We start from the raw sequence: 12,385 nt of genomic DNA, 5'->3' as shown, positions 1-12,385 counted from the left end.
GTCGCAAACAGTTCTATCATAGAGAATAATACAAATTACAGAAGGATGGTTTATAGCAATGAGTGAACAAGGCGATTATCGCGTATTACTGTATTACAAATTTGTACCTGTACCTGATGCAGAGACATATGCAAAAGAGCATTTGGCATTTTGCAAAAAATTAGAAGTTAAAGGGCGTATCTTAATCGCTGATGAAGGTATCAATGGTACATTATCAGGTACTATAGAGCAAACAGAACAATATATTGCACATATGCGTGCTAATCCACTATTCTCAGATATGGTTTTTAAAATTGATGATACGCATGAGCATGCTTTTAAAAAAATATTTGTACGTTACAAACAAGAACTAGTGACACTACGATATGACAAACCGCTTGATCCAAACACACTAAGTGGAACAAGACTATCTCCAGAACAATTTCACGAATATCTCCAACGTGATGATGTTATTGTACTGGATGGACGTAGCGACTATGAATTTGATCTTGGTCACTTCCGTAATGCTATTCGCCCTGATCTCGATGCTTTTCGTGAATTTCCAGAATGGCTTCGGGCTAATATGGCAGAGCACAAAGACAAACCGATTTTAACATATTGTACAGGCGGTATCCGCTGCGAGAAATTAACTGGCGTTATGTTATCCGAAGGTTTCACTGACGTATACCAACTCGAAGGCGGTATCGTTACGTATGGTAAAGACGAAAACGTAAAAGGTCGACTATGGGACGGTAAATGTTACGTATTTGATGAACGAATTTCGGTGACGATTAATAATACAGACGAGGCTGTAGTCGTAGGCAAATGCTATCACTGTAATGCACCTGCTGAAACATACATCAATTGCGCCGACGATCGATGCCACCGTCAACATATCGTCTGTGACCAATGTGAGGAACAATATCATCATTACTGCTCCGAACATTGTGAAGAAAATGGACGTGCAGTTGAAAAACATGCTTAATAAGTGCTAGATAAAGTATCATGTAGCTGCTGTTACATGGTACTTTTTATGTTAGTTTTTTAAAATCACTTTTCATAATTGACTTCACTAACCCCGGCCAACGATCATCGGTTGGACAATATTTTCCAGCAATTTTTTCAATGGTTGTTAATCCTTTATTCACATAATTTTTAGAAATTAACTGTGCAAATTTCTCCACACTTTCCCCTTTTGTTTTAAAGCTATATCCTTTTTTAAACGCTTGACCATCAATCGCATTCAACCCAAATAAATTATTTTTCTTTTGTGCTAAATTGCTTTTGCCATGCCCACTTTCTAGCTTCATCACTGCAACTGTAAAAAAGGCATTAATACCGTACTCTTCTTCCATCTCCATCACAGCTGTTCCAAGGTCATGCCCTGATAATAAGGAACCACCGAACAATTGTTCCACTTGCTCTGCATCTAATCCTGATAATTGCTGCACCGCATTGGTAGGTTTAGTAGTATTCTTAGGTTGAATATCAGCTTTTTCTTGAACAGTTACTGCGGATTGTTGTTTCCGATCAGTATCGAGCTCAGGTGTGATTTCAAGTTTATCTTTGTCTGCTATTATACTTTCTTGTTCACTAATCTCTAATGGTTTTGTATATTTACCAGAAACGAATCCTCCACCAGTTAATTTCAACCAACCATTTTCCAAAATACTTTGCACTTCTAATATTGTCCCTTGCTTTACAGTAGATAAAATATCCGAATTAGCATGATGCTCCGCTCGAATATTCAAAAAGTAAGCTGTAACTTCAAACAATTTTTTAATAGGAGTACTAATAACTGTTTCTATTTCTTCCTCAAGAGGAATTGGTTGTTCTTTGACTATTTCACGATGTAATCGTGTTATTTTTGCTTCGCTTGGCGGTGAAGATAATAACATATTTCTCTTCTTCAGTTTAAACTTAGTATGTACTTGTATTGTTTCTTTTGTTTGCAAATATTGCAAGATCGCTTCTGGATCACTAATCGCTGTAGCTTGTTTGGCATAATGGTCAAAATCAATAAAATCACGAGGAATTTTATATAAACTATTAATCATTGGTTTATTTTGATTAATATGATATGTTGAAATAACTCTCGTTGCTGAACCTTTATTTTCTTCTTCTGTAGATGCTTGTGCTTGCAAATGAACAGTGACAGTTGGCAAAAGTAATACAAATAATGTGATAATCATTGTAATCCCTAACATATGCTTCATCATTTTCATCGTTTCCAGTACCTCTTTCCTATTTTTTTAAGAAGTTTGGTCTTGGAAAAGTATATGTACATGCTGTCCACCATAATACTATTTTAATATAAAAATTTTTTAATAAAGGAAATTATCCGTATGCGATGGAAAAATCAACTGCGTGTATTCGCGCTTACTTTGACAATAGGGATAGCCGCTGGTGTTATAGCTTATCTCTTCTCTATCAGCTTGAATTTCGTCATAAGTGTACAACAAAATACCGATTGGCTATTTTGGTTACTTCCAATCGGTGGTACGTTTGTTGCTTATATTTATTATCGTTATGGGCAACAAGTAATGGGAGGAACAACTGTTCTTAAAGAAAAAATTCGAACTGGTGATGGTTCTTTACCAATAAGAATTATACCGCTTGTATGGGGCGGAACGTTACTAACGCATTTATTTGGAGGCTCTGCTGGACGAGAAGGAACAGCCCTGCAATTAGGAGGCGGTGTTGCGGCTTTTTTCGTCTTTATCAATCGGGTCACTATGGATGAAAAACAGCGGAAAACGATATTATTAAGTGGGATGAGTGCAGGGTTTGCAGCTTTATTTGGTACACCCTTGGCAGCTATCATCTTCGTATTAGAAGCTATTGCCAAGCGTAAACAACGATTATCGGCAAGCTTGCATTGCGTCCTTGCTGCTTTTAGCGGCTACTTCGTAAGTACTTGGCTTGGAATACAACATACTGCGTACACAATTACGGCAATCCCTCGTTTTCATCTGTTAACCATGGTCAAGTTACTACTATTCGTTCTAGCCATTACTTGTGCCGCCTACGTTTTCCGATTATTCGTATTCGTTGTGAAGTTTGTCTTGCAAAAATATATTGTTCTTCCTTATTTCCGAAGTTTTGTAGGCGGCATAATCATTGTAATTCTCGTCTATGTAACACAATCTCGGGATTATCTTGGTCTAGGGCTTAATATTATCGAAGATGCTTTTGCTTATGCCGTTTCACCAGTAGCTGCCATATTGAAATTGCTGTTTACAACTATTACAGTTGGTTCTGGTTTTATAGGCGGGGAAGTAACGCCATTATTTTCTATCGGATCAGCATTAGGGAGCTCTATGGCTCCACTCTTACATGTTGCCCCATCTTTTTTGGCTGCGCTTGGTTTCGCAGCATTGTTTGGTGCTGTTAGTAAAGCACCGATTGCTGCTTCAATATTAGGGATGGAAGTATTTGGATTGGATGTCTTACTCCCACTGTTGTTCGTCTGTTTATTATCTTCCCTCTGCACTCAGCTTTTAACCAAAACGTTTCCGATACCCACACTTTCGACATAATTCCTCAACGGCTTCTCTTCGCGAGAAGCCATCATAAATATTTACAGCTCTCTCATCTTCTATAATATCGGCAAAATTTTTCTCATGCACATTTCCTAAATTAAGAAGTCCTTCCCCATCCAAGCAACAAGGAATTACCGTTCCATCTATTAGCACGCCCGCTTGATTACGTAGAGCATAACAAAATCCTTTGCCATCATCTTCAGGTGCATCCATAGCTGGCCAATCAAACTCCGGATCTTGATTCAAATAAATTCGTTCGGCAATTTTGACACCTTGCCCTGGCTTAAATCGCTCCTCTATTTGATAATCTAACTGGAATTCTTCTTCAATCAGTGAGAGTAGTTCCCGGTTTTTTTGCTTTTGTTGATTCACTTCATTATCTAATTCCAAATTCCATAATCGAAATGAAACAATAAGCGGGCTGATTGCCGTCGCTTCTCGTACAAACTCTAAAATTTGCCGTAAATAATTAGCCTTATTTTTCGATCCGGGATGCCCGTCAAAACTATGTAACGAAAAATTAATTTGTCGAAGCGCTGGTTTTCCTAATATTTTGTGTTTATTTTTTGTAATTAGCGTTCCATTAGTTGTAATATTCACTTTAAAACCTTTATCATGACTAATATCTAACAATTGATCTATTTTCGGATGCATTAATGGTTCGCCTTTGACATGAAAATAAATATAATCGGTAAATGGTTTCACTTGATCCAAAGTATGGCTAAAATCTTCAATGGACACAAATCCTTTTGCTCGCTCTGTTGGAGGGCAGAAAACGCATGATAAATTACATATGCTAGTTGTTTCTATATAAAATTTCTTAAATCGTTTCACCAATGATCACTGTTCCTATCCTTTTAAAATAATTACTTATACTTAAGTATACACTAAGCAAGCACAGACAGAAATGGGATCACCTACAAATGATCTCATAGATAGAGGAACAAGCAATATATTGACGTATAAAAAACAGTGTGCTATTATGAAGCCATTCATTTGAAATGCTTTCTAGGGTTCCGCAGCATGAACAGCTGGACTGGTCCGAGAGAAAGCACGCAGTAATATACTGCGATGACACGGAGGGACAAAAGCCCGGGAGATATAATATCTCCTGGGCTTTTTTATATGCCGTATGAAGTGCACGTCATCATAGCATATTAACCAAATACACAAGGAGTGAGGAAAATGCAAAAAAATCGCAATTTTTATTGGATTATGCTTGTTATTGCTGGTATTTTTGAAGTAATGTGGGTTATTGGTTTAAAACATTCAACATCTGTCCTTCATTGGGCATTAACTGTTGTTGCAATCATTATTAGTTTCGGATTATTAATTTATTGTAGTCAAATTTTACCAACTAGTACTGCTTACGCTGTCTTTGTCGGTATTGGTGCTGCCGGTACAGTCATTTCAGAAATGACAATTTTTGGCGAAGAGTTTCGTATTATGAAAGTAGTACTCATTGCAGTATTAATGGGTGGAATCATTGGCTTAAAAAGCGTTACTGATGAACAAACCGATACAGAAAGTCAAATCGTTTCAAACAGTAAAAGTACGAAAGGAGCGAGTAGCTAATGAGTTGGTTATACGTCATATTAGCAGGTTTATTTGAAGTTGTCGGAGTAACCGGTATAGCTGAAATTAGCAAAAAATCCAATTTACGCAGCTACTCCATTATGTTCGTCGGGTTTGCAATAAGCTTTCTTTTTCTAGCATTAGCAATGGAAAGTATGCCAATGGGAACAGCTTATGCTGTTTGGACAGGAATTGGGACAGTAGGAAGTGCTGTTGTCGGCATTTTGATGTTCAACGAATCACGTAGTGCCAAACGAATCTTTTTTATCGGAGTTGTATTAATGGCTGTTGTAGGACTTAAATTAATTGAATAGTCATCTGTTGCACTTATACATTGGCGATGATGCCAACTAATATAAAAAAAGAGGTTGTGCAAATTATTGAAATTCGCATAACCTCTTTATGTATTTAAATGAAGATGATTGTTACAGTGTAACGGGAATAACACAAACAGGTTGCGACAATAACAATTGTTTTCCTGTATTTTCTAGCATTCCTGTTTCGCTATCGCGTTTAAATGTAACAATATTATTCGTATCACGATTAGCTGCTAATAAAAACTGGTTGTTTGGCGTTAATGCAAAATGACGTGGATGTCCGCCACCTACTTTAACAATTTGGATAGTAGTCAGTTCGCCCGTTTGCTCATTGATCGCGTATACTACGATACTGTCATGTCCACGATTCGAACCATACAAAAACTTACCATCTGCTGAAATAGTAATTTCTGCACAACCATTTTCACCTGTAAAGTCTGCCGGCAGCGTACTAACTGTAGCTATCTCAACAAGTTCTCCTTTGGCAGCAATATATTGATACGCCGTCACTGTAGAATCTAATTCATTAATGACATACGCAAATGCTCCTGTTGGATGAAACACCAAATGTCGTGGTCCAGCCCCCGGATGTAACGTTGTAACGCCATGTCGCTGAAGTTTACCTAGCTTACGGTCTACTTTGTAACTAACAATTTGATCCATACCCAAATCTTGCACAAACAAATATTGCTCATCAGGGCTGTAAAAGCTGGAATGCGGATGAGGCTTGTCTTGTCGTTCTGGATCTTTTCCTGCTCCTGCATGCTGCGCTACGTCTAATATTTCGCCGATAGAACCATCCTCCGCAATTGCTATCAAACCAATCATACCACCGTGGTAACTCGTTACTGTCAACCACCCGCTACCTTGATCACGTTGAATATGGCATGTAGTTGATGCTACGCTTTGTTTTCTATTGATGAGCTCTAATTCACCAGTTGCTGGATCGATAGCAAATGCCGCCACTTCTCCAACTTTATTACCCGCTGCATCAGCAGTTTCGCCAATCGCATAAACTCTATGATGATTAACATCTACGTTCAAAAATGTTGGATTACGGAAATCAGTGATAGACTGAAGCGGATGTAGCTCACCATTCTCTTCATTAAACTGACACACATAAATACTCGGTCCACTTTCTTCTGCATAGGAACCGACATAAACTAAAGTACGATTTGTCAATGAATGTACTCCTTCCAAAACAATTATTGTTGCTCTTCTTCCCAAACCTTTTGTAGTGTTTCAAGAAACACTTCCGGAGGCTGTGCACCAGATATTGCGTACTTACGATTAAATACAAAAAATGGTACACCTCTAACGCCCAATTGACTTGCTTCTGCTTCTTGTTGTTGTACTAGATCAGCAAATCGATTAGATTCCAACACTTGCAGTGCCGCTTCTCGATCTAATCCAACTTCAGCTGCTAAATTAGCTAACACTGCATAGTCTGCTAAATTATCATTATCAGTAAAATAGGCTTTAAGTAGTCGTTCGCCTAGTTCCATACCTTTTCCTTGCTCTTCTGCAAATTGCGCTAAACGATGAGCATCAAACGTATTAATAACGAGCATATCTTCAAAGTTAAATTGAAGCCCTATTGCTGCCGCTTGCTCTTTAATATTGGCGCTCATTTCCACCGCTTTATCGAGAGTCATCCCATACTTGGTCGCCAAGCTCTCATGCGTTTTTTGTTTCAAACTTGAATCAGCCGTTGGATCAAGTTCAAAACTTCGTAGCGTAACTGTCACGTTATCTTTATGAGCAAATTGCTCTAGCGCTTGATCTAATCGTTTTTTTCCAATATAACAGAACGGGCAAACATAGTCTGACCATACTTCAATTTTCATTTCAAACACCTCCAAAAATTAATGATGTATTACCGAATCCATTATAACATGTTACGATTCAAAATGCTGACTCCCTTGCTCTAAACAAGTTGTTGTTCTACAATAATTGATAGAGCATTACGCTCATTTTATGACAAGGGAGAGACGGCAGCTTGAACATATTAAAACAGAAAGCTAGAATAGAACTGGACAAGCAGCTACCATTGATGCCTTGGTATATTGAACAATTTATTGGCTATAAATTACCTGATTTATCACCCGCTACATTAGTAGAATATATGCGAGACTACGATATTTTTTTGCAATGGCTTATTGCAGAAGGTTTAAGTAAGGCTACTTCTATTAAAGAAGTAACTCTGCAAGAATTAGAAGTGCTACATATGGAAAGCATCGATCTATTTCGAATGTATTTGATGAATTACAAAGATATCCCTAATAGTCGCGTTACTGTATCTCGAAAACTATCCTCTCTACGTTCTTTATTTCACTATCTTAGTCAAATTGCAGAGGATGAACATTTCTATCCGTTATTGAAACGAAATGTACTGGCCAAAGTGAAGATTAAACGAACACAGAAGCCCAAAGATACAGCTGCCCGATTAGAAGGAAAGTTGCTGCAAGACGAAGAAATCGTCGAGTTTTTGCATTTTATCGATGAAGGATATGGCATTCAGATTGCCCAAAACAAACAAGCGTTATATTTTTATGAGCGCAACAAAATACGGGACAGTTGTATTATTAGCTTTATTTTACATTCTGGGTTACGGGTGTCCGAAGTAGTTAATTTGAATGTTGATGACATAGATATAAAAAAACGTTTATGTTACGTCTATCGAAAAGGTGATAATAATGATGATTTCAAAACACCTGTCTACTTCCGAACAGATGCGATAGATTATTTGCAATCTTATTTAGACTTGCGTGAGTTGCATTACAAAGCACCTCGTCGCGAAAAAGCTTTATTTTTAGCTATTGCTAATGGGAGTAAGGAAGGTGCTCGTATGAGTAAACGAGCCATCCAAGTAATGGTATTAAAATATGCCAAACATTTCGGCAAACCTTATTTATCCGTACATAAATTACGTCATTCCTTTGCTACCGACTATTATTTGCAAAATGATTTATACAAAACACAAGAACAACTCGGTCACGCTTCTCCAGAAACCACTCAAATTTACGCTCATTTAACGGATCGGACAATGGCTGAAGCAATTGAAAAACGTCAAACGGAAGATTAATTTATCACTAGTAGCAATCCAGGAGGTATTTACACAATGAATATAGAACAATCGATTATTATTGGTGCGGGACCATGCGGACTTGCAGCAGCTATTGAGCTGGGAAAAGAAGGAATCCCTTCTTTAATTATAGAAAAACGAAATATTGTCCACTCTATTTCCCAATACCCAACGTATATGCACTTTTTTAGTTCACCTGAAAATTTGGAAATAGGCAATATCCCGTTTACTACTGCTAATGAAAAACCATCTCGCTTAGAAGCTTTAAACTATTATCGAACAGCAGCACAGCGACATCAAGTAAATATTCATCCTTATCAATCCATTACAAACATCGAAAAAGAAAATGATTACTTTAAATTAACTGGCGAAGATCGTTTTCAAAAGCCGCTCACTTATTATTGTCGTAATGTCATCATTGCTACAGGTTATTTTGACAATCCTAATATGCTTGGAATTCCCGGTGAAACTAAAGATAAGGTCACGCACTTTTTTAGAGAATCACATCCTTATGCTGGTCTAGAAGTCGCTATTATTGGCGGAAGCAACTCTGCTATTGATGCTGCACTAGAATTAGAGCGAGTCGGTGCAAAAGTAACCGTCATTTATCGTGGAGCGCAATATTCACGTAGTATTAAACCGTGGGTACGCCCAACGTTCGAAGCAAAAGTAGATAAAGGTACGATTCGAATGATGTTTTCTGCCAATGTGTCAGCTATAGAAGACGATACAATTGTTGTGCAAACAACAGACGGGCTGGAAACAATAGCAAATGATTTTGTTCTTGCCCTTACTGGCTTCCATCCTGATCGTCGTTTTCTACAAAGTGCCGGTGTAACCATCGAAGCAGAAGGCTATCCTACTTTTAATGAAGAGACAATGGAAACGAACGTTCCTGGTATCTACTTAGCTGGCGTAGTTGCTTCTAAACATGAAGCGAACGAAATCTTTATTGAATCCGGCAGATTCCATGGCTGCAAAATCGCTAAACACATACTAGCTAAATAACAAGACATAACATAAATACGTATAACGTGGAGCTCACAACCTTGGAAAACAAACTATGGGATACAAACTTTGTACGAATATAACAGAGCGTGGGCAGTCGCTTGGAATACAAGCTTTATATGAAAAAACGTATAAATGGTCATCGACAGTACCTTAAAACGTAAGCTTTGTACGATTAATCGTATAAAAACCCACAATCGCAGAACCTACTGAAGGCAGCAAGCATCCAGAGCATCGACCTTACTATCTTCCGTCCTGCTATCTTCGTTACTACCTGCCTCCAAATGCTTAATCACAAAAAAATTGGACTGAAAAAGGTGCTGCACCCCAAAGGTTAGATTTTGTACTCTAACTTTTGGGGTGCAGCACCAAACGTAGTGTTCTTTCGTCCAATTTTATGTTAGGTACTTATTAAACACTCTCTTATTCACATAAGATTATTGTTTGTTTGGTTGCACAATTTGTTGCTTCAATCGCTCTGTTTGTTCATCGCTTGGTGACTGTTCCCCATATCGAGCAGCTTCGTAGTAATTTAACAGGTTACTTTCTTCTATTTTATTTCCTTCATCCGTATGTGTTGTAGCAACATCTTTTCCTGTTTCGCGTACTGTCCAATGCGGTTTAGCGGTGTATTGATGTTGTTTATTTAACCCCATTAACCATCGTTGATACAATAATCTTACTTTTTCTTTATTGTCAGTAAGCTCCGACCATCGTTTATCAAACTGCCTCAGACGGCGAAAGCTTTGCTTCTTCTGATCTCGACGTTTTCGCCCCAATTTATTTAACATCGTTAACTGTTCTTCTTCATCTGTATAATTTGCATCATCCGCTCCCACTATTTCACTTTTCCCCATAAAACGCAACCACAGCTGATACAAAATTTTGGCTAATTGTTTGATAACAATATATAACAACGTAATAATAATTGCCGCAGCTATTGCAATAGCGATAACTTTAACAATTTGCTCCAAAATAATTAACCAAGCGGCAGGCTCTCCTTGTTCCTCTAAAACAAATGGAGGCTGCATCGCAGCATCTGGTTCGTTCGTAGGCTCCGGATCCGATGGTTGAGATGATTGAATCCAGCTAAACAACCAACGAAAAAAAGCTTTAATAGTTGCCCCGATTTCTTTTTGAAATAAAAATAAAATAGTAATAATAGTAAATAAACCAATTAGCAGTGACATTAACGTTCGGTTTTGTTTTTTAGCTACTATAGCCGCGGCAGATTGCCCACCATCAACAGCTTCATTTTTAATTTGTCGCTCATTGATAAGAATAACTAAAGTAAAGAATGAAAGTACTCCACCAAACATTAACCATGAATCATAGGGTAAAACTTCCGTAGCAACACCACGTTTTAACATTTGCAATACGATATAACTCGCCAAACCGATCAGCATGTATCCCGTATCGAACGAAGAATTCCACCCTATTTTAGTCTGCTTTATACCACGAAAACTAATATAGCTACTCACCAAACCGGTAATTAACCACTGCCACCATACGAGAGCGGCCTGAAAGAAAAGTACGTATACAAAAACATGTCCCCAGCCTACTACAAGAGCAATTAACCAATCAAAAATAACTCTGCTTTGTTTCCAAAGTTCTGTTAACCAAGCTGTCAAACTAAATATAAGTGGTAATGTCAACAACCAAACATAGAAACTGGCTTGAGGCAATGAGTATACAGCTGCACTGATTATAAATGGTAAGTACAATAAAACTTCTAGAACTCCTTTTACTAACAGCAGCCAATACTTTTGATCACGATTTTTCATGACATTTCAGCCTCCTTTATTAGGGGCCAATGCGTCACAGAATTACCATTCCCTCGTAGCCGCATAGCTAAGTGTTCCAATTGCTCCGTCCAATAAGTAGATATTATTAAAATATCTTGGTTGGCAAATCCTTGATGTGCTTCATGTTCCAAAAACATAGTAAAAGGCTCTGTTCTCTCTAACACTAGTCTAGCCATCGTCTCTAAAATATGCTCCATATGTTCATATCCACTACCAGGAGCGATAACAGGCATCGGAATTTTATTCTCCAGCATCATATTAGTGCCGAATCCAGCCAGCATACCACAATCAATAGTAGTAGCTATTGCTCCAGCCGCCCACTCTATTCCTTGTTCAATTAATTCCTCGTCGTTGACCGCTCGCCACATTTCTTCGCCATCTTCTATATTCAAATAAACTAGAAGCTGTCGATTCGCTGTATAATCATATTTATGTACTTGTAATTCACCAACGCGAGCAGTAGCATTCCAATTAATATTGCGATAAGAATCACCAGCTGCATACGGTCTAGCCCCTGCAATAACAAATGGGTCTTCTATTATCCATCGCCTTACACTGTGTTCTCCTTGCCAACTATGAAACGGTAGCTCATCCAAGCTAACATCTGCCAATTTGGGATAGACTATTAATTCATCAGATAAGGCAAGTTGCTGATGACGCAACCTCATCCCTAATAAATCACCGCTTGTAATTGTAACAGTGTGCAATCTATATATGCCGCGTCTCACTGGTACAATCCGATGCGTTCGTCTAATTTTCACATACGGTTTAAGCGTAAAAAAACTACGATGATTTTGATATATCTGCCCTTTACTAACTGAAAAATTATCCTGCTGTCCGAACTGAAGATAACTAGACAATTGCGATTCTACTCTAATCCAAGGTACTGGTAACCACTTTCGATTAGATATTTCTTCAATCAGTTCTATTTGTTCTCCTTTATAGCATGCTCTCTTTTGAAACTTCCGTTCATACTCCAAACGGCGCAAACTATAACGATAAAAAATTTGACTCTGCAAAAAAAGAATACCGACTGCAATTAAAAAAAATAGAAAGAGTACCATATACAGACCT

Annotated in this window: 12 protein-coding genes and 1 riboswitch; of the genes, 6 read left to right on the top strand and 6 right to left on the bottom strand. The window is 37.9% G+C overall.

Going from position 1 to position 12,385, the window contains the following annotated elements; all coding sequences use genetic code 11:
- The first annotated feature begins 58 nt into the window (after positions 1-58).
- Positions 59-964, top strand: coding sequence for an oxygen-dependent tRNA uridine(34) hydroxylase TrhO (gene trhO, locus ACFSTH_RS17135; RefSeq protein WP_377775129.1), 906 nt, complete (start codon positions 59-61; stop codon positions 962-964).
- Between the two features lie 46 nt (positions 965-1,010).
- Here trhO and ACFSTH_RS17130 read toward each other — a convergent pair whose 3' ends face one another.
- Positions 1,011-2,204: a glucosaminidase domain-containing protein gene (locus ACFSTH_RS17130; RefSeq protein WP_377775127.1), complete on the bottom strand. Its 1,194-nt coding sequence runs from the start codon at positions 2,202-2,204 to the stop codon at positions 1,011-1,013.
- Between the two features lie 120 nt (positions 2,205-2,324).
- Between ACFSTH_RS17130 and ACFSTH_RS17125 the strand changes: the two genes are divergently transcribed.
- Positions 2,325-3,518, top strand: a complete 1,194-nt coding sequence (locus ACFSTH_RS17125; RefSeq protein ID WP_377775125.1) for a chloride channel protein — start codon at positions 2,325-2,327, stop codon at positions 3,516-3,518.
- On the opposite strand, the gene ACFSTH_RS17120 is transcribed toward ACFSTH_RS17125, so the two are convergent.
- Positions 3,480-4,355 (bottom strand): radical SAM/SPASM domain-containing protein, encoded by an 876-nt coding sequence (locus ACFSTH_RS17120; RefSeq protein WP_377775300.1) that lies wholly within the window; start codon positions 4,353-4,355, stop codon positions 3,480-3,482. The genes ACFSTH_RS17125 and ACFSTH_RS17120 overlap by 39 nt on opposite strands.
- A 163-nt stretch (positions 4,356-4,518) precedes the next feature.
- Positions 4,519-4,622: riboswitch (guanidine-I (ykkC/yxkD leader) on the top strand.
- An 84-nt stretch (positions 4,623-4,706) separates the two neighbouring features.
- Here ACFSTH_RS17120 and ACFSTH_RS17115 point away from each other — a divergent pair.
- Together ACFSTH_RS17115 and ACFSTH_RS17110 are read left to right on the top strand one after the other, a co-directional pair.
- The gene (locus tag ACFSTH_RS17115) at positions 4,707-5,096 is read left to right on the top strand and encodes a DMT family transporter (protein WP_377775123.1); all 390 of its coding nucleotides are present in this window, start codon (positions 4,707-4,709) and stop codon (positions 5,094-5,096) included.
- Complete coding sequence (locus ACFSTH_RS17110) at positions 5,096-5,410, top strand: DMT family transporter (protein ID WP_377775121.1); 315 nt, start codon at positions 5,096-5,098, stop codon at positions 5,408-5,410. The genes ACFSTH_RS17115 and ACFSTH_RS17110 overlap by 1 nt, the downstream gene beginning before the upstream one ends.
- 111 nt (positions 5,411-5,521) lie before the next feature.
- On the opposite strand, the gene ACFSTH_RS17105 is transcribed toward ACFSTH_RS17110, so the two are convergent.
- Positions 5,522-6,595, bottom strand: a complete 1,074-nt coding sequence (locus tag ACFSTH_RS17105; RefSeq protein ID WP_377775119.1) for a lactonase family protein — start codon at positions 6,593-6,595, stop codon at positions 5,522-5,524.
- 23 nt (positions 6,596-6,618) lie between these two features.
- Positions 6,619-7,260, bottom strand: coding sequence for a DsbA family oxidoreductase (locus ACFSTH_RS17100; protein ID WP_377775117.1), 642 nt, complete (start codon positions 7,258-7,260; stop codon positions 6,619-6,621).
- 152 nt (positions 7,261-7,412) lie between these two features.
- Here ACFSTH_RS17100 and xerS point away from each other — a divergent pair, with 152 nt between their 5' ends.
- Together xerS and ACFSTH_RS17090 are read left to right on the top strand one after the other, a co-directional pair.
- Positions 7,413-8,498: a tyrosine recombinase XerS gene (gene xerS, locus ACFSTH_RS17095; RefSeq protein ID WP_377775115.1), complete on the top strand. Its 1,086-nt coding sequence runs from the start codon at positions 7,413-7,415 to the stop codon at positions 8,496-8,498.
- 36 nt (positions 8,499-8,534) lie between these two features.
- Complete coding sequence (locus tag ACFSTH_RS17090; protein WP_377775113.1) at positions 8,535-9,506, top strand: YpdA family putative bacillithiol disulfide reductase; 972 nt, start codon at positions 8,535-8,537, stop codon at positions 9,504-9,506.
- Positions 9,507-9,943: 437 nt separating this feature from the next.
- Here ACFSTH_RS17090 and ACFSTH_RS17085 read toward each other — a convergent pair whose 3' ends face one another.
- On the bottom strand, positions 9,944-11,290 hold the full coding sequence (locus ACFSTH_RS17085) for a DUF4129 domain-containing protein (protein WP_377775111.1): 1,347 nt from the start codon (positions 11,288-11,290) through the stop codon (positions 9,944-9,946).
- Entirely contained in the window at positions 11,287-12,375 is a 1,089-nt protein-coding gene (locus ACFSTH_RS17080) for a DUF58 domain-containing protein (RefSeq protein ID WP_377775109.1), read from the bottom strand. The genes ACFSTH_RS17085 and ACFSTH_RS17080 overlap by 4 nt, the downstream gene beginning before the upstream one ends.
- Between the last annotated feature and the right edge of the window lie 10 nt (positions 12,376-12,385).

Origin of the sequence: Paenibacillus yanchengensis, from assembly GCF_042684845.1 — a bacterium.
Taxonomy (GTDB): domain Bacteria; phylum Bacillota; class Bacilli; order Paenibacillales; family Paenibacillaceae; genus Pristimantibacillus; species Pristimantibacillus yanchengensis.
Note: the sequence above shows the minus strand (reverse complement) of the source record. Positions and strands in the feature narration are given on the sequence as shown.

Coding starts and splice junctions, on each gene's coding strand:
- ACFSTH_RS17125 (WP_377775125.1), top strand. CDS start 2,325: ATGCGATGGAAAAATCAACTGCGTGTATTCGCGCTTACTTTGACAATA.
- ACFSTH_RS17080 (WP_377775109.1), bottom strand. CDS start 12,375: ATGGTACTCTTTCTATTTTTTTTAATTGCAGTCGGTATTCTTTTTTTG.
- ACFSTH_RS17110 (WP_377775121.1), top strand. CDS start 5,096: ATGAGTTGGTTATACGTCATATTAGCAGGTTTATTTGAAGTTGTCGGA.
- ACFSTH_RS17115 (WP_377775123.1), top strand. CDS start 4,707: ATGCAAAAAAATCGCAATTTTTATTGGATTATGCTTGTTATTGCTGGT.
- trhO (WP_377775129.1), top strand. CDS start 59: ATGAGTGAACAAGGCGATTATCGCGTATTACTGTATTACAAATTTGTA.
- ACFSTH_RS17090 (WP_377775113.1), top strand. CDS start 8,535: ATGAATATAGAACAATCGATTATTATTGGTGCGGGACCATGCGGACTT.
- ACFSTH_RS17130 (WP_377775127.1), bottom strand. CDS start 2,204: ATGAAAATGATGAAGCATATGTTAGGGATTACAATGATTATCACATTA.
- ACFSTH_RS17100 (WP_377775117.1), bottom strand. CDS start 7,260: ATGAAAATTGAAGTATGGTCAGACTATGTTTGCCCGTTCTGTTATATT.
- ACFSTH_RS17085 (WP_377775111.1), bottom strand. CDS start 11,290: ATGAAAAATCGTGATCAAAAGTATTGGCTGCTGTTAGTAAAAGGAGTT.